Raw genomic sequence first — 16,518 nt, forward strand, 5'->3', positions numbered from 1 at the left:
TGCTCCAACTTCCGCCTCTGTGAGGGCCCGTCGCCTCGGCCGGCCGACCGGTTGGGAGCCACCGCGTCGTCCTTTTGACCGAGGCCGCACGGCCGGGGACGCCTCTACGCTGCGGGATGTGCGAGACGCGAGAGACACAGACGGTCACACCCGGAACTCCCCGCTGCCCCACAGCACCGCCCTCACCGCACTAGGGGTGGTCATGGCGCTGTTGTGGGTGGTCGACGTGACCGGCGTCGCGTCCGACGCCGGACTCGAAGGCGGCAGCGCATGGTTCAGGCTTGCCCCGGGCCTCGTGGCGGCCGTCGTGCTGCTGTTGCCCGGCAGACGTCTCGCGACGGCCTGGGGCACGGGTGCCGCGGTGCTCCTCTCCTGGACGGTGACGCTCGCCCTCTTCACGTCCGTGAAGCCGTGGCTGATCGCCGACTGGGGCCTGCTGGAGACGCTGTCCCTGCTGCTCCTGCTGGTGCGCACCATGAGAGACACACCGCAGCCCTGGCTGACCGCCACGCTGGGCACCGCACTCGCCTCCGCCGTGATCGCGGCACCGATGCGGATGCTTGACAGCGGCAACGTCTACTTCTCCTTCCTCCTGATCTTCTTCACTGGCGGCGCCGTGGGCATCGGCTCCTACCTCCGCAGCCTCGACGACCGCAGAAGCCGCGCCGTCGCCGACACACGCCAGAATGAACGCCTGGAACTCGCCCGCGAACTGCACGACTTCGTTGCCCACCACGTCACGGGCATCGTCGTCCAGGCCCAGGCGGCCCAAGCGATCCGCGAGATCGCGCCCGATCAGGTGGAGCCGCTGCTGCGCGGTATCGAGAAGGCCGGGGGCGAGACGCTGCAGTCGATGCGCAAGCTGGTGCGCGTGCTGCGCGACGACACCACTCGGGTGGTGCGGCCGGGAGAGCTGTACGCCGAACTGGGCGAACTGGTCGCCACGTTCTCCGAACGCGACGCCCCCGCCACCCTCCAGGTCGCCGCCGAGGCCCGGCAGGCGCGGCCGGCCCCCGAGGTGGAGACCTCCGTGCGGAACGTCGTGCGCGAGGCGCTGACGAACGTACGCCGCCATGCGCCGGGATCTCCGTCCGTCTCCGTACGAGTCGCCCTGTCGGACGACGACGGTGGTGAGGTCGACAGCGTGGCCACTCGGCGGCTTCGGGTCGAGGTGCACAACGCACCGCCGCCCCGGCCGGCGACTCCGAACGCCGAACCTCTCGGCGGCCGCGGCGGCCTCGGCCTCATCGGACTGACCGAACGCGCCCAGGCGGTCGGCGGCACGCTCCACGCGAGCCGGGCCGAGGACGGCGGCTGGAGGCTGACGGCGGAATTCCCGGTGAGAGGGGCTGTGGCAGGATTCCCCGCATGACCAACGCCAGCGGATCAAGCGCATCAGGCGGATCAGGCGGATCAGGCGGATCAGCGATACGGGTCCTGATCGCCGACGACCAGGAAATGGTGCGCACGGGCTTCCGGTTGATCCTCCAGACACAGCCCGGTGTCGAGGTCGTGGGCGAGGCGGCCGACGGTGCGGAGTGCGTGGAGCTGGCCCGGCGGCTGCGGCCCGACGTGTGCCTGGTCGACATTCGGATGCCGAAACTCGACGGGCTGGAAGTGACCCGGCTGCTGGCGGGCCCGAAGGCCGTCGATCCGCTGCGCGTGGTGGTCGTGACCACCTTCGACCAGGACGACTACGTGTACGGGGCGTTGAGCAACGGTGCCTGCGGGTTCCTGCTGAAGGACGCGGGTCCCGGACTGCTGGTGGAGGCCGTCCGCGCGGCGGCGCGCGGCGATGCGCTGATCTCCCCCTCCGTGACCGTACGGCTGCTGAAGCGGATCGGCGAACAGCGGCCCGCCTCCACCGGCGAGGTGTCCTCGGGTCCGCTGACGGAACGGGAGTTGGATGTGGTCCGGCTGGTCGCCGACGGGCGGACCAACCAGGAGATCTGCGACGAGCTCTGCGTCTCGCTCTCCACCGTCAAGTCCCATCTGACCAACATCCAGGTCAAGTTGGAGCTGCGGAACCGCGTGGAGATCGCCGCCTGGGCATGGCGCTGCGGCGTGGTCGGCGACCGCTGAACCGTCGCCGCACCACGCCGTCCGATCTCCAACTTTGCCTCGCTTCCCGCTACTTCGACTACTTCGCCAGTCCGTAGTCGAAGCTCACCCGGTCGCCGTTCACCCCGGTCACGGAGATCAGCATCGTCTTCTTCTCGCCCTTGAATACAGCGGTGCACTTCACTGTGTAGTCCATCTTCGCGTGCAGCCCGCTCGGGCAGCTCACGGACTGCGGGCCGTCCTGGACGAAGGGGATGCCGTAGTTCTCCTTGGCCAGCTTCTCGACCTCCGTACGCGAAACCGTGTGATCCGCTCCGCCCGCGGTGGCGACCGACGAGTTGTCGAAGACGTTCCACGCCGTCACCACGCCTGCCGCCAGCACGGCGGCCGCGGCCAGGGCTATGACAATGCGCTTCATGGGGTGCTCCTTCGATTCCCGTGACGGCCGGACCCTACCGGCTGTTCCCCTCAGAGATTCCTCTCCCGCGTGCTCAACTGCCTCGGCATAACGGCCGGTTGTGGCCACCGGGTCCCGGCCGAAAGGACGACGGCGTCGCAACCCCGTGCAAGCCGTACCAGGTTGTGGAAGCCTTGCGAAGATCTCCCGCACCGGGTCAGGCGGGCGGCGTGGGGCGGTCCAGTGCGTCCCGTCCGGTGCGGGTGAAGAGCCGCAGCCGGTGCTGTGTGTCGTCGAGGCACACATTGATCCGCCGGTCCATCTCCACCGCGTCGTCCTGGCTCAGCGGCCCCGCCGCGACCTTCTCCTCCTGCTCCTCGGCGCAGGTCAGCAGGGACCGCAGGCTGGATATGCAGTCGCCCACCCGTGCGGCCACCTCGTCGGGCCCCTGCAACTCGACCGCGTAGGACGTCTGCAGGGCCTCCCGGTACGCCATTCTGCCGCGCAGCCGGCTCTCCTCCCGCTGCGCGGCATCCGACGCACCGGACAGACAGCTTCGGTGATAGTCGAGGGCCGCGATCCAGGCGGTCTGCGACTTCTCGGCGAAGTCCTCGTAGATCGCCTTCCGGTGCTCCCGACGCCAACGGTGGTGCTCCAGGCGGAGATCGAGTTCCTGGAGCCGCTCGCGCTGCCGTGACTGGCGTTCCTCCTGCTGTTCCAGAGCCTGTTGTTTGGCGCGCTCGGACCGCAGGGCGAGGAGACCCGTCAGACCACTGCCGATCAGGGTTCCGATCATTCCCATGAAGGAGAGGAGCAGAGAACCGGCCACATTCAATATGTGCGCCGGCGGACCCGTGATCAGTCCTGCTCCTGTGGTCCTGCTCCTACAGGTCGTCCGACGCGCCGAGGCCGGTGAGCGCGCCCACCGGGTCCAGGTCCGGGGTGCCTCTGGGCCACCAGTCGTCGTGGCCCGGTTCCGACTCGTAGGCATACCAGAGGCCGTCCCGGCCCAGACGGAGCTGGAGGTGGCCGCCGGGGTGGGTGAGGTGGTTGTGCCAGGGGCGGAACACCGGCAGGTCGGCGGCGAGCAGCAGTGGCCGGGCCCGGTCGAAGCGGCCGGCCGGCGGATCCCAGGGCTCCTCCAGGACGGCCAGCCCCGCCAGGCCGCCCTGGCGCCAGGCGGCGACCGCGCGCGCCAGGTCGCCCGGGGTGCGGCCGACGGCGTCCGCGAGGGACGCGTACAGGGCGCGGGTGGACGCGGTCAGGCCGGAACCGGGGCGGGCGGCGGCGAGCCGCACCGCGTCCTGCCAGAGGGTCAGTTCGCCGACCGGGTCGCGTCCGGTGGCGAGCAGGGCGTGGGCGCGGGCGGCGGCGTCGGTGGCGAGCTGGTCCAGCGCGAAGGGGTCGGGGCCGCCGGGCACCCCCGGATAGACCGGGGGCTGCTCGGGGTGCGGCGGAACGGGCAACGGAGGCGGCAGCGGCGGGAGGTTGCGGGGCAGGAGAGCCTCGGTGGCGCGGACGCCGGGCAGGGACACCGGCTGCCGTTCCCGGGCGGCGCGGGCGGCGTTGCGGCGGGACAGCGCGTCGAGCACCTCGCGCTCCCCTCGGCCGCGCAGCAGAAGCAGCACGAACGGGTCGGCGTCCAGCAGCCGCGCGGTCTGGTAGCAGAGGGCGGCCGCGTGCTTGCAGGGGTGGCCGAAGTCCGGGCAGCTGCACCGGGGTTCGAGTTCGCCGGGGCCCGGGAGCAGCGGGACCCCGCTGCCGGCGAGGGCCTGCGGCAGCTCCTTGTCGAGCAGCGCCGCGATGTCTCCGGGGCGGTCGGCGGCGGCCTCCAGGAACCGCTCCCACTCGTCCTCGCCGAAGGTGCGCAGGCGAAGCTGCACGCGGTACGGCCGGGGCCGGCTCCCCTGCACATACGCCAGCACCAGTCCCGGGGTCACCGTGATGGCGTCCACATGCCCCTGCTCGGCGTAACTCCGGCCCCGCGCGAGCCGCTTGACGTCCAACGCGCCCTCTTCGAGCGCCCGGACCCAGGCGTTGCCCCACCAGGTTTCGGCGAAGTCGGCTCCGGAGGCGGAGGCCCGAGCGCGGGACGGGAGGGAGGGAAAGGTGCGGCGGAGTTCGGTGTCGCGGTGGGGGGTGGCCATGGTGCGGGGGAGGTGGGGAGCGGCGGGGGTGGCCGGAGTGGCATAGGTGGCGGGGGTGTTCGGGGGGTCGGTCTCCGGGGGGCGGGTCGTAGTGGGCGGTGGGGAGGCGGGGGTGGCGTAGGGCGCGGAGGTGTTCGGAGTGTCGGTCTCCGGAGGGCGGGAGGTGGCGGGCGGTGGGGAGACGGGGGTAGTCGTGGCCGCCGGGTCGCCGGTCGGCAGTGGGGACGCGGAGGCGCTCGTGGCCGCCGGATCGCCGGTGAGTGTGCCGGTGGTGGGCGGGAGGTCGGCCTCCGCGGTGGCCTCGGGCTCGTCCTCGGCCGGGGGCATCCGGAACGCGGTGGCCAGGAACTGCTTCAGGTCACGCGCGGTGCTGTGGCGGGTCGCGGCGGGCGCATGCGGCGACGGCAGCGGGCGCGCCGCACGGGCCGGAGCCGCCGAGGACGCCTCTGCCGCGGCCTCTGCGGCCCGCCGCCGCTCCTCGCGGGCCGCACGCAACGCCTCCCGGGCGATGTCACCGGGGCGGGTACCGGGGCCGGGGCCGGGACGGGTGTCGAGGCCGGGGCGGGTGCCGCCGGAACCGGACTCGGTCCGGGCTGCGCCGGGAGCGGCGCCCGGAGTGGTGTCCGTGGCGTTCTCCTCGGCGTCGGTCTCGTGCGGCCCGGAGCCGAGGCCGCCGGAGCCGGCGGCCCCGTCCTCCGCTCCCTCCGCTCTCGCCACGCCCTTCGCGGCGGCAGCCGTCCGCAGTGCCAGACGCGCGGCGTCTCCCTGCCTCGGCGCCGGTCCCGGGGACATGGCTCCGCTCCCCGGCGAGCCGGCACCGGACGCCTGTTCTCCGGATCCGGCCGCACCCTGCGCCTGCTCCGCACCGTCCACCAAGCCCTCGTCCGACGCCGCCCCGGTGGCCCCGCGCTCCCGCGCCGCCCGCAGTGCCCGTCGTGCCGCGTCCCCGGGCCGCTGCTCGCCGCCCCCGCTCATGACGTCCTCCGCAGCGAGACCAGGTCGGACAGCTCGCGGTCGGTCAGTTCGGTCAGGGCGGCCTCGCCGGAGCCGAGGATCGCGTCGGCGAGGGCCCGCTTGGACTCCAGCATCTCGGCGATGCGGTCCTCGACGGTGCCCTCGGTGACGAGGCGGTGGACCTGGACCGGCTGGGTCTGGCCGATGCGGTACGCGCGGTCGGTGGCCTGTTCCTCCACGGCCGGGTTCCACCAGCGGTCGAAGTGGACGACATGGCCCGCGCGGGTGAGGTTCAGCCCGGTGCCCGCGGCCTTCAGGGAGAGGACGAGGACCGGGGTCGCGCCGGCCTGGAAGCGGTCGACCATGCGCTCCCGCTCCGGCACCGGTGTGCCGCCGTGCAACAGGTCGACCGGGACCGCGCGGGCCTGGAGATGCGCGGTGATCATCCGGGCCATGCCGACGTACTGGGTGAAGACCAGCGCCGAGCCGTCCTCGGCGAGGACGGTGTCCAACAGCTCGTCGAGCAGGGTGAGTTTGCCGGAGCGGGCGGCCAGGGTGTCCGGGCGGCCGTCCTCCTTCAGATACAGCGCGGGGTGGTCGCAGATCTGCTTCAGGGCGCCGAGGAGCTTGAGCACCAGGCCGCGCCGCGCGATGCCCTCCGCGGTCTCGATGGCGAGCAGTGACTCGCGCACCACCGCCTCGTACAGGGCGGCCTGTTCGCGGGTGAGCGGGACCGGGTGGTCGGTCTCGGTCTTGGGCGGGAGCTCGGGGACGATCCCGGGGTCGGACTTCTTGCGGCGGAGGAGGAAGGGGCGGACCAGGCGGGCGAGCCGGGTCACGGCCTCCGCGTCCTCGCCGTTCTCGACGGCACGCGCGTGCCGGGCGCGGAAGGACTTCAGCGGGCCGAGGAGGCCGGGGGTGGTCCAGTCGAGCAGGGCCCAGAGCTCGGAGAGGTTGTTCTCCACGGGGGTGCCGGTGAGGGCCACGCGCGCGGGGGACGGAATCGTGCGCAGGGCTTTGGCGGTCGCCGAGTACGGGTTCTTGACGTGCTGCGCCTCGTCGGCGACGACCATGCCCCAGGGCTGTTCGGCGAGCCGGGCGGCCGTGGCGCGCATGGTGCCGTAGGTCGTGAGGACGAAGCCGCCGCCGAGGCCGTCCAGGGTGCGGTCGGGGCCGTGGAAGCGGCGGACCGGGACGCCGGGCGCGAACCGGGCGATCTCCCGCTGCCAGTTGCCCAGCAGGGAGGCCGGGCAGACCACCAAGGTCGGTTCGGTTCGGGCCCGCTTGAGGTGCAGGGCGATGACGGTGATGGTCTTGCCGAGGCCCATGTCGTCGGCGAGACAGCCGCCGAGGCCGAGGGAGGTCATGAGGTCGAGCCAGGCCAGGCCCCGGAGCTGGTAGTCGCGCAGGGTGGCGTGCAGTCCGGCGGGCGGTTCCGCCGGGTGGATGCCGGCGGTGAGGCGGTCGCGGAGGGCCGCGAGGAGGCCGACGGGGACCGCCTCGACGGTCTCGCCGTCCACCTCTGCCTCGCCGGTGAGCGCCACGGAGAGCGCGTCGACCGGGTCGAGCAGGCCCAGTTCGCGTTTGCGGGCCTTGCGGACCAGGGCCGGGTCGACCAGCACCCAGCTGTCCCGCAGCCGGACCACCGGACGGTGTGCCTCGGCGAGCGCGTCCATCTCGGCCTCGCTGAGCGGATCGCCGCCGATCGCCAGCTGCCAGCGGAACTGGAGCAGTTCCTCGCCCTCGAAGAAGCCGGTGCCGTCGGTCGCGGACCCGGGGGCGGGACGGATGACGGCCGAGGCGGTCAGGTCCTGTGCCAGGTCGCGGGGCCAGTGCACGGCGACCCCGGCCGCCGAGAGCCGGGTCGCCGCCACCCCGAGCAGCTCCCCCAGCTCCTCCTCGGAGAGCGCGAGCACGTCCGGCACGTCCTGTTCCGCGAGCCGGTCCAGCGGTGGCCAGACCCGCGCGGCCCGGCGGACGGCCAGCGCCGCGTCCACCCGCGCGCGGGGACCGAAGGCGGCGTCGGACCGCCCCGCCCACAGCGCTGCCGCGTCGGTCATCAGGGTGGGGTCGGCGAGGCTGTGCACCTGGACGATCGCCGCTCCCGCGCGGGGCGCGCCCTCGCCGTCGTCGAACAGGTCGTACGCCGACAGGTCCAGGCGCAGGGAGATCCGTACGCCGGCGTCCATGCCGGCGGCGACCTCCGCGGCCCACTCGCGGGCGTCGGGCAGCCGCTGTGCCTCGCGGGCGGCGAAGGGCCTGCCCGAGGTGTGGGGCGCGGCCGGGGTGCGGGGCAGGGTGTCGGCGACCGCGTCCAGGAAGGAGCGGATCAGCGCCTCGGGCCGGGGCAGCAGCAGCGGGCCCGGGCCGGGCAGCGGGACGGCGTGGCCCTCGGCGGGCAGGGCGGCGGCGACCGCGCGCAGGTGGGCGATGTCGGCGGGCTCCAGCGGGCCGGCCCGCCAGGCGTCGTGACCGGCCGGGGTCAGGCCGGGCAGCAGGCGGCCCCGGGCGGCGAGCCGCAGCGCGTGCTGGGCGGCGGCTCCCCAGCAGGCGGTGGCGGGGTGGGCGGCCGGGTCGCGGCGGGCCCGGACGAGCAGTGGGAGGGCCTCGGCGAGCGGCAGGGTCAGCGCGGGCACCTGCCGGCGGCGGACACCGGCACCGTGCCGTCGTACCACCGTCAGGTCCTCGGTCGTCGAGGCGGTCGCGGCGGCGGGCAGTGGGTCGCCCTCCGGGTCCCAGAAGGCCATCCGGCCGTGGCGTGGGAGGTCGGCGGGCAGATAGATCGCGGCGAGGCGTACGGGCACGCCGTGAGGGGTCTCGGTCACCGTGCCGCTCATACGTTCTGCCACCTCCCGCCCGGTTGTCGGATCAGACGTCTCCGACTGTACGGGCGGGGTCTGACAATCGGCCCCGGCGACCGGCCGCGGTCACATTCACGGCCGCGTGCTACGGGACGGTGCGCGAGACCACGTAGATCATCGGGTAGTCGGGGTCGGCCGTGTTCACGACCACGTCCTGGGTGGGCGCCGGGTTCTTCTGCTTGTGCGTCAGGCCCGACCAGACGCCGGGACCGGTGAACTTCCAGCCGGTGATCTTCTGGTCGCGGGCGCTGATGCTGATGTCGTCCTTCTTGAGGGCGTCCCGGTCGACGCCCATGCCCGCCAGGAAGCTGTCCAGGCCGGCGCTGTTGGTGCGGAACTGGACGTAGAGACGGCTGGTCTTCCAGTTGTTCGTCTCGTAGTACGCGATCGTGTCGGCCGGGTGCGGGACCGGCACCTGGTACAGGCGCCGCTGCACCTTCGACGGCCAGCCCTCGGTGAGGCCGGTCGCCGAGTACTTGGACTCCTTGTCCTTGCCGCTGTTGCGGCTCTGGTTGGCGGAGATCACCAGATAGCCGGCCGGTACGCCGATGAGCAGCACGATGATCAGCAGCGTGAGCGCCCGGCGGCGGGCTTTGTGGCCCGGGGTCTCGGAGGGGCGGCGGTGCGGTTCGTCGGGCGGCGCGGCCTGGCGGGGCAGCGAAGCGGTCATGCGGTGTCCCGGGTACGGCGGGCCTCCGCGTACCGCTCGTAGCGCTCGTACCGCTCCACCCGGCGCCGGTTGGCGCGCCGGAACCGGCGGGCGACGAGCCGGGCGAGGTCGGCGGCGCCGACCATGCCGGCCTCGGGGCCCAGCTGGGCGCGGGCGATCCGGGCCTCGGGGCGGTAGCCGCGGCCGGTGAGCTGGCGCTTGAACGCGTCCCGCGCGGGGCCGATCAGCAGGTCGTCGGCGGCGCTGACGCCACCGCCGATCACGAAGCAGGAGGGGTCCAGGGCGGCGGCGAGGTTGGCGATGCCGACGCCGAGCCACTGGCCGATGTCCTGGAGCAGCTCGATGCACATCGCGTCGCCCTCGCGGGCCAGCTCGGTGATCATCGGGCCGCTGATCTCGTTGATGTTGCCCTTGACGTGCTCGATGATCCCGTACGCCACCGGGGAGTCGGCCGCCGCCAGCTCCTTGGCCTCGCGGACCAGCGCGTTGCCGGAGCTGTACTGCTCCCAGCAGCCGCGGTTGCCGCACGGGCAGCGGTGGCCGCCGGGCACGACCTGCATATGGCCGAACTCGCCGGCGACGCCGTACTTGCCGCGCTTGACCTGGCCGTCCTCCAGGATCGCGCCGCCGATGCCGGTGCCGAGCGTGATCATGACCAGGTGGTCCTCGCCGCGGCCGGCGCCGAACCGCCACTCCGCCCAGGCGGCGGCGTTGGCGTCGTTGTCGACCAGGACGGGGACCGCCAGGCGGCCGGCGAGGCGGTCGCGCAGCGGCTCGTTCCGCCAGGACAGGTGCGGGGCGAAGAGGACGCGGTTGCGGTCGGCGTCGACCCAGCCGGCCGCGCCGATGCCGACCGCGTGCACGTCGTGCCGGTCGGACAGGTCCAGGACGAGTTCGACGATCGTGTCCTCGACGACCTTCGGGCTCTTGGACTTGTCCGGGGTCTCCGTGCGGAGCTTCTCCAGGATGTTGCCGTCGGCGTCCACGACGCCCGCCATGACCTTGGTGCCGCCGATGTCGATGCCCACCGTTGGCACACGGGGTGCTGTCAGGTGGGAGCGGCGTTCCCGGGTGCCGACGGTTCGCAGGACCGGGGCACGGCGGGAGCCGATGGGGGCGGTGAGGTCGCGGTAGGTGCTCATCGGGCTCGATTCTGCCGCACGCCGGCGCGGAGTGCCGTTCGGGGGACATAAAGGGGGGTGCGTGTGCGTCGCCGGGTGCAGGTGGTCGGTGGCTGGTCGCGCAGTTCCCCGCGCCCCTAAGTCCGCTGCAGTTCGTGGCGTAGAGACTCGAGGTCGCTTCCGCCCGCCATCTGCCGTGTCAGCTCGTCCAGGGTGACCGAGTCACGGTCGTAGCTGCCCGCCATCGTGCCCCTCCTCAACAGCACGAACCTGTCCCCCACCAGGTACGCGTGATGCGGGTTATGGGTGATCAACACAACGCCCAGGCCCTGGTCGCGTGCCGCCGCCACGTATTTCAGGACCACACCTGACTGCTTCACGCCCAGGGCCGCCGTGGGCTCGTCCAGGATCAGGACCTTGGCGCCGAAGTACACGGCCCGCGCGATGGCCACGCACTGGCGTTCGCCGCCCGACAGGGTGCCGATGGGCTGGTCGACGTCGCGGAGGTCGATGCCCATGCGGAGGAGTTCGGCGTGGGTGGTGCGGCGCATGAAGTCAACGTCGAGGCGTTTGAGGAGGCCCTTGCGGGGCTCGGAGCCGAGGAAGAAGTTGCGCCAGACCGGCATGAGCGGGACCACGGCCAGGTCCTGGTGGACGGTGGCGATGCCGCGGTCGAGGGCGTCGCGCGGGGAGGCCAGGGTGGTCTCCTCGCCCTCGATGCTCAGGGTGCCGCCGTCGTGCCGGTGCAGGCCCGCGATGATCTTGATGAGGGTGGACTTGCCGGCACCGTTGTCGCCGAGGACGCAGGTGATCTCGCCCGCGTGGACCTCCAGGGAGACGCCTTCCAGGGCGCGGACGGTGCCGTAGTGCTTGCTGACGTCGGTCAGCCGGACGAGGGTCATGCGGTGGCCTCCGCGCGCTTGCGGACCCAGGTGTTGAGCAGGGTCGCGAGGAGCAGCATCGCTCCGAGGAAGAACTTGAACCAGTCGGGGTTCCACTCGGCGAAGACGATGCCCTTGCTGGTCATGCCGAAGAGGAGCGCGCCGACCGCCGAGCCGACCGCGCTGCCGTGGCCGCCGGTGATCAGGCAGCCGCCGATGACGGCCGCGATGATGTAGATCAGCTCGTTGCCGACGCCCTCGCCGGACTGGACGGCGTCGTACGAGAAGAGCAGGTGCTGGCCGGAGATCCAGGCACCGAAGGCCACGCCCGTGTAGAGGCCGATCTTGGTCCTGGCGACGGGGACGCCGACCGCGCGGGCCGCGGCCTGGTTGCCGCCGACCGCGAAGATCCAGTTGCCGGCGCGGGTGCGCAGCAGGATCCAGGAGGCCAGTGCCACCAGGGCGAGCCACCACAGGATCGTGACCTTGAAGTCGACCCCGCCGATGGTCAGGGTCGAGGCGAAGACCGCGCGGGCGGACGCGAAGCCCTCCATGTCGGCGACGGTCTTCGTCGAGACCGTGCCGTCGATGAGCTTGGTGAGGCCCAGGTTCACGCCGGTCAGCATCAGGAAGGTGCCCAGGGTGACGATGAAGCTGGGCAGCCTGGTGCGGGTGAGTACGAAGCCGTTGAAGGCGCCGACGGCGAGGGTCGCGAGCAGGGAGACGCCGACGCCGACCCAGGTGTTCGCCGTCATCTGGTAGCTGAACATCGAGGAGACCAGCGCGGACGAGGTCACCAGGACGCCCGCCGAGAGGTCGAACTCGCCGCCGATCATCAGCAGCGCCACCGGGACGGCCATGATGCCGATCGTCGAGGAGGCGTAGAGGACCGTGCTGATGCTGGAGGCGCGCAGGAAGCCGTCGGCGGCGACCGCGAAGAAGAGGAAGACGGCGACCGCGCCGACGACCGAGCCCAGTTCCGGACGGGAGAGGAGTTTCCGCAGGACCGAGGTTTGCAGAATCCTTTCTTCAAAGGTTTTGTCCAGCGTCGCGCTCATCGGGTGCCCCGCTCGGTGTACTTCGCGAGCGCGCCCGCCTGGTCCTTGGTGATGATCTGCGGACCGGTGAGCACCGGCCGGCCGCCGCCGAGGACGTCGCCGTTGTACTTGTAGAGCCACAGCAGGTCGACCGCCTGGTAGCCCTGGAGGTACGGCTGCTGGTCCACGGCGAAGCCGAGGGTTCCGCTCTCCAGTTCGGCGGCGACCTTGGCGTTGAGGTCGAAGGTGTCGACCTCGGCCTTGCTGCCGGCGTCCGTCCTCGCCTTCACGGCGGTGTCGGCGTACGGCGCCCCGAGGGTGACGACGGCGTCGATGGACTTGTCCGCCTGGAGCTTGGCCTCGATCGAGGACTGCACGTCGGGCATGTTGGTGCCGTTGACGTAGAGGTTCTCGACCGTGCCGGAGAAGTTCTCGGCGACCCCCGCGCAGCGCTGCTCGTGGCCGACGTTGCCCTGCTCGTGCAGGACGCACAGGGCCTTCTTCCTCCCCCGCCGGTTCAGCTCGTCGCCGACCGCCTGGCCGGCGATGGTCTCGTCCTGGCCGATGTGCGCGAGGGCGCCGAAGGCCTTGGACTCCTCGGAACCGGAGTTGACCGTGATCACCGGGATGCCGGCCTTCTCGGCCCGAGCCACGGCCGCCTTGAGGGCGTCGGGCTTGGCGAGGGTGACGATGATGCCGTCGACCTTCTTGTCGACCGCCGCGTCCACGAGCTGCGCCTGCTGCTGGGCCTCGTCGTCGTGCGAGTAGAGGAAGTCGATGTTGTCCTTGCGGGCGGCCTGCTCGGCACCGCTCTGCACGATGTCCCAGAAAGTGTCGCCGTCTCCCGAGTGGGTGATCATCGCGAAGGTCCAGCGGGGGGTGTTCACCGCCGCCCTGCCCTGGGCCGCCGCGGCGTTGCGGGCGTCCTCCGCCCGCTTGCCGCCGGTACTGCTGCAGCCGGCGAGGGTGACGCTCAGCGCCCCCGCCACCGCGATGCCCACCCAGGTCCGAAACCGTGCCACGAGGCCGTGCCCTTCTTGCCGTGCTCATACGTGCGAGAGGGGCGGGCGAGCTCACCGTGGGTGACCACCGGCGGCGACCTCGCCTGCCCCAAAAGCATCAGTATCGAACACGGGGTACACCCCTGACAGGGGTGGGTGCACTCGACCGTCGATTTGTCCGGACATTACGACTGACGGAATGTCGGAATCCGGGCGGTGCTCAGGACCGTACGAGGAGCTGGAACTCGAAGGAGTAGCGCGTCGGCCGGTAGATGTGGTCGCCGAACTCGACGGCACGGCCGGTGTCGTCGTACGTGGTGCGCTGCATGGTGAGCAGCGGGGCTCCCTCCGGCTCGGCGAGCCTCTCGCCCTCGGCGCCGGTGGCGCCGCGCGCGCCGATGGACTGGCGGGCGCTGTGCAGGGTGATCCCGGCGGCCCGCATCAGGCGGTAGAGGCCGGTCGCCTCCAGCTGCGCGGTGTCCAGGTCGAGCAGTCCGGGCGGCAGGTAGTTGGTCAGGTACGCCATCGGCTCACCGTGCGCCAGGCGCAGCCGTTCGATCCGGTGCACCTCGGTGCCCTCGGCCACCCCGAGCGCGGCGGCGACCTCGGCGGACGCCGGGACGACCGTGTTGACCAGCACCTTCGTCGCGGGACGCTGGCCGGCCGACTCCAGGTCGTCATAGAGGCTGCTGAGCTCCAGGGGGCGTTTCACCTGGCTGTGCACGACCTGGGTGCCGACACCCCGGCGACGGACCAGGAGGCCCTTGTCGACGAGGGACTGGATGGCCTGCCGGACGGTCGGGCGCGACAGGCCGAGCCGTGCGGCCAGCTCGATCTCGTTGCCCAGCAGGCTGCCGGGGGTGAGCGAGCCGTGCTCGATGGCCGCCTCCAGCTGCTGCGCGAGCTGGAAGTACAACGGCACCGGCGAGCTCCGGTCCACACTGAGGTCGAGCGTGACGGTCGGGTCCACATCTGGTTTCGGCACGGGCCCGAGCGTATCTCCGTGACGGGTTGACGGGAAGTTGTGTAGTTCGATTGTCCGGACATACGGATTGACAGCGCACGGGGTGCACCAGCACCTTGTTCCCATGCGCATCGGGGTCATCGGTACGGGCCGCATCGGCACCATCCACGCGAACACGCTCAGCCGCAGTCGCGAGGTCGGATCGCTGATCCTGACGGACGTGGACCCGGCGCGGGCCCAGGACCTGGCGCACCGCCTCGGGGAGACGGCGGCACCGGGGACGGACGAGATCTTCAAGTGGGGCGTGGACGCCGTGGTGATCACCACCGCGACCTCCGCGCACGCCGACCTGATCGGCCGGGCCGCGCGCTCCGGGCTGCCGGTCTTCTGCGAGAAGCCGATCGCCCTCGACCTGCCGGGCACGCTGCACGCCCTGGCCGAGGTGGAGAAGGCCGGCACGGTCCTGCAGATGGGCTTCCAGCGGCGCTTCGACAAGGGGTACGTCGGCGCCCGGGAGGCCGTGCGCTCGGGCCGGCTCGGGCGGCTGCACACGGTGCGGGCGCTCACCTCCGACCAGTCGCCGCCCCCGCCGGAGTGGCTGCCGCTGTCCGGCGGGCTGTTCCGGGACACCCTGATCAACGACTTCGACGTGCTGCGCTGGGTGACCGGCCGCGAGGTCGTCGACGTGTACGCGACCGGCTCGGACGCCGGGCCCGCGATGTTCCGCGAGGCCGGGGACGTGGACACGGGTGCGGCGGTGCTCACCCTGGACGACGGCATGCTGGCCACGGCCACGGCGTCCCGGCTGAACGGCGCCGGGTACGACGTGCGGATGGAGCTCTCCGGGGAGCGCGACACCGTGGTGGTCGGCCTCGACGACCGGACGCCGGTGGCCTCCACCGAGCCGACCGGGCCGCCGCCCGCGGACAAGCCCTGGCCCGGCTTCCTGGAGCGGTTCGGGCCCGCCTACGAGGCCGAGCTGTGCGCCTTCGTCGACGTGGTCCGCGGTGCCCTGGCCAACCCGTGCGACGGCCGCGAGGCCCTCCAGGCGCTGCGGATCGCCGAGGCCTGCGAACTCTCCCGGCACGAGCGAAGACCGGTGGCGCTGGCGGAGATCCCGGACCGCCTCGCCTGACCGGCGGCACCGGGGGCGGACAGAGGGGTGTCAGTGGACAGGGGGTGCTACCAGCGAACGGGGAGTCGCCGCACGCCTCTCATCAGGGTGCCCGGCAGCCACTCCCCCGGCGGGCCGTCCAGGGACAGGTGCGGGGTGCGCTCCAGCAGGGCGCGCAGGGCGATGCGGCCCTCCAGTCGGGCCAGGGGTGCGCCCAGGCAGTAGTGGATGCCGTGGCCGAAGGCGAGGTGGCCGCGGTTGTCCCGGCGGATGTCGAAGCGGTCGGGCTCGGGATAGCGGGCGTCGTCCCGGTCGGCGGCGGTGAGGCCGATCATCACGGGCTCGCCCCGGTCGACGGCGGTACCGGCGATCTCCAGGGGCTCGGCGGCATACCGGTACGTCGCGTTCTCCACCGGGCCCTCCCAGCGCAGGACCTCCTCGACCGCGCCCTCCAGGAGGCTCATGTCGGCGCGCAGAGCGGCGAGTTGGTCCGGGTGGGTGAGCAGGGCGAGGACGCCGTTGCCAATGAGGTTGACGGTGGTCTCGTGGCCGGCGATCAGCAGGACGTAGGCCATACCGCGCAGTTCCTCGACGGAGAGGCGGTCGCCGTCCTCGGCGGTGGTGCGGATCAGGTCGCTGAGCAGGTCGCCGCCGGGGCCCGCGCACCGCTTGTCCTCGATGAGCTCCTTCAGGTACTCGGCGAGGGCGACGAAGGAGTCGTACTCGCTGCCTGGATCGCTGGGCGCGACGACCTCGTTGGAGAGTTTCCGGAACCGCTCGCGGTCCAGTTCGGGGACGCCGAGCAGTTCGCTGATCACCGTGATCGGCAGCGGGTAGGCGAGGGCGTCGATGAGGTCGGCGCGGCCGTGCGGGAGCATCTCGTCGAGCAGCCGGTCGGTGATCTCCTGGATCCTCGGCTCCAGTTCGGCCACCCGCCGGGCGGTGAAGGCGCGGGTGACGATCCCGCGCAGCCGGGTGTGCTGGGGCGGGTCGGCAACCAGCAGGTACCTGCCGATCAGCTCCTCGTCCATGAACCGGAAGCCGATCTTGCCGGTGTCCTTGGCCAGTCGGGGGTCGGCGAGCGCCGCGCGCGCCTCCTCGTACCCCACGACCAGCCAGGTCTCGTAGTACTGGTCGGCGGCCGGCAGCCGGACCCGGTGCACCGGGCCGCGCTCGCGCAGCCGGGCGTACACCGGGTGCGGATCGGTGCGGAAGCCGTCGCCGAACTCGCTCAGGTCGATCACTCGCGTCATGCGCTGCCCCCTTCAGGACGCGTCCCCCGAAGTCATCCTGGTACTACCGCAACGCAC

14 protein-coding genes are annotated in these 16,518 nt (G+C 72.2%); 3 read left to right on the forward strand and 11 right to left on the reverse strand.

What is annotated here, in order from left to right:
* Positions 1-118 precede the first annotated feature (118 nt).
* Positions 119-1,372 carry a histidine kinase gene (locus tag ACFZDK_RS28895; protein WP_390976830.1) on the forward strand — a complete coding sequence of 418 codons (1,254 nt, stop codon included), beginning with the start codon at positions 119-121 and terminating at the stop codon, positions 1,370-1,372.
* An 86-nt stretch (positions 1,373-1,458) separates the two neighbouring features.
* On the forward strand, positions 1,459-2,082 hold the full coding sequence (locus ACFZDK_RS28900) for a response regulator (RefSeq protein ID WP_390976831.1): 624 nt from the start codon (positions 1,459-1,461) through the stop codon (positions 2,080-2,082).
* A 58-nt stretch (positions 2,083-2,140) separates the two neighbouring features.
* On the opposite strand, the gene ACFZDK_RS28905 is transcribed toward ACFZDK_RS28900, so the two are convergent.
* The 10 genes from ACFZDK_RS28905 to ACFZDK_RS28950 form a co-directional block, all read right to left on the reverse strand.
* Positions 2,141-2,479, reverse strand: a complete 339-nt coding sequence (locus ACFZDK_RS28905) for a DUF4333 domain-containing protein (protein WP_390976832.1) — start codon at positions 2,477-2,479, stop codon at positions 2,141-2,143.
* A 196-nt stretch (positions 2,480-2,675) separates the two neighbouring features.
* Complete coding sequence (locus ACFZDK_RS28910) at positions 2,676-3,287, reverse strand: hypothetical protein (protein ID WP_390976833.1); 612 nt, start codon at positions 3,285-3,287, stop codon at positions 2,676-2,678.
* A gap of 55 nt (positions 3,288-3,342) precedes the next feature.
* On the reverse strand, positions 3,343-5,580 hold the full coding sequence (locus ACFZDK_RS28915) for an SWIM zinc finger family protein (protein ID WP_390976834.1): 2,238 nt from the start codon (positions 5,578-5,580) through the stop codon (positions 3,343-3,345).
* Positions 5,577-8,396 (reverse strand): SNF2-related protein, encoded by a 2,820-nt coding sequence (locus tag ACFZDK_RS28920; RefSeq protein ID WP_390976835.1) that lies wholly within the window; start codon positions 8,394-8,396, stop codon positions 5,577-5,579. Before ACFZDK_RS28920 ends, ACFZDK_RS28915 begins: the two co-directional genes overlap by 4 nt.
* Before the next feature lie 109 nt (positions 8,397-8,505).
* Entirely contained in the window at positions 8,506-9,090 is a 585-nt protein-coding gene (locus tag ACFZDK_RS28925) for a sugar kinase (protein ID WP_390976836.1), read from the reverse strand.
* Complete coding sequence (locus ACFZDK_RS28930; RefSeq protein WP_351729869.1) at positions 9,087-10,232, reverse strand: ROK family glucokinase; 1,146 nt, start codon at positions 10,230-10,232, stop codon at positions 9,087-9,089. Before ACFZDK_RS28930 ends, ACFZDK_RS28925 begins: the two co-directional genes overlap by 4 nt.
* Positions 10,233-10,348: 116 nt before the next feature.
* Positions 10,349-11,113 (reverse strand): ATP-binding cassette domain-containing protein, encoded by a 765-nt coding sequence (locus tag ACFZDK_RS28935; protein ID WP_390976837.1) that lies wholly within the window; start codon positions 11,111-11,113, stop codon positions 10,349-10,351.
* Positions 11,110-12,150: an ABC transporter permease gene (locus ACFZDK_RS28940; RefSeq protein WP_390976838.1), complete on the reverse strand. Its 1,041-nt coding sequence runs from the start codon at positions 12,148-12,150 to the stop codon at positions 11,110-11,112. The genes ACFZDK_RS28935 and ACFZDK_RS28940 overlap by 4 nt, the downstream gene beginning before the upstream one ends.
* A complete protein-coding gene (locus ACFZDK_RS28945) occupies positions 12,147-13,151 on the reverse strand; it encodes a substrate-binding domain-containing protein (protein WP_390976839.1) in 1,005 nt (334 codons plus the stop codon). The genes ACFZDK_RS28940 and ACFZDK_RS28945 overlap by 4 nt, the downstream gene beginning before the upstream one ends.
* A 199-nt stretch (positions 13,152-13,350) precedes the next feature.
* The gene (locus tag ACFZDK_RS28950; RefSeq protein WP_390976990.1) at positions 13,351-14,100 is read right to left on the reverse strand and encodes a UTRA domain-containing protein; all 750 of its coding nucleotides are present in this window, start codon (positions 14,098-14,100) and stop codon (positions 13,351-13,353) included.
* Between the two features lie 118 nt (positions 14,101-14,218).
* On the opposite strand from ACFZDK_RS28950, the gene ACFZDK_RS28955 reads away from it, so the two are divergent.
* A complete protein-coding gene (locus ACFZDK_RS28955; RefSeq protein WP_390976840.1) occupies positions 14,219-15,229 on the forward strand; it encodes a Gfo/Idh/MocA family oxidoreductase in 1,011 nt (336 codons plus the stop codon).
* 47 nt (positions 15,230-15,276) lie between these two features.
* Here the strand turns inward: ACFZDK_RS28955 and ACFZDK_RS28960 are convergent, their stop codons facing one another.
* On the reverse strand, positions 15,277-16,461 hold the full coding sequence (locus tag ACFZDK_RS28960; RefSeq protein ID WP_390976841.1) for a cytochrome P450: 1,185 nt from the start codon (positions 16,459-16,461) through the stop codon (positions 15,277-15,279).
* Positions 16,462-16,518 lie beyond the last annotated feature (57 nt).

This window comes from Streptomyces sp. NPDC007901, from assembly GCF_042959465.1.
Classification (GTDB): Bacteria; Actinomycetota; Actinomycetes; order Streptomycetales; family Streptomycetaceae; genus Streptomyces.

Bases quoted from the DNA above. Each gene is read 5' to 3' on its own strand.
- ACFZDK_RS28925 (WP_390976836.1), bottom strand. From the start codon at position 9,090: ATGACCGCTTCGCTGCCCCGCCAGGCCGCGCCGCCCGACGAACCGCAC.
- ACFZDK_RS28900 (WP_390976831.1), top strand. From the start codon at position 1,459: ATGGTGCGCACGGGCTTCCGGTTGATCCTCCAGACACAGCCCGGTGTC.
- ACFZDK_RS28915 (WP_390976834.1), bottom strand. From the start codon at position 5,580: ATGAGCGGGGGCGGCGAGCAGCGGCCCGGGGACGCGGCACGACGGGCA.
- ACFZDK_RS28935 (WP_390976837.1), bottom strand. From the start codon at position 11,113: ATGACCCTCGTCCGGCTGACCGACGTCAGCAAGCACTACGGCACCGTC.
- ACFZDK_RS28930 (WP_351729869.1), bottom strand. From the start codon at position 10,232: ATGAGCACCTACCGCGACCTCACCGCCCCCATCGGCTCCCGCCGTGCC.
- ACFZDK_RS28920 (WP_390976835.1), bottom strand. From the start codon at position 8,396: ATGAGCGGCACGGTGACCGAGACCCCTCACGGCGTGCCCGTACGCCTC.
- ACFZDK_RS28960 (WP_390976841.1), bottom strand. From the start codon at position 16,461: ATGACGCGAGTGATCGACCTGAGCGAGTTCGGCGACGGCTTCCGCACC.
- ACFZDK_RS28955 (WP_390976840.1), top strand. From the start codon at position 14,219: ATGCGCATCGGGGTCATCGGTACGGGCCGCATCGGCACCATCCACGCG.
- ACFZDK_RS28905 (WP_390976832.1), bottom strand. From the start codon at position 2,479: ATGAAGCGCATTGTCATAGCCCTGGCCGCGGCCGCCGTGCTGGCGGCA.
- ACFZDK_RS28940 (WP_390976838.1), bottom strand. From the start codon at position 12,150: ATGAGCGCGACGCTGGACAAAACCTTTGAAGAAAGGATTCTGCAAACC.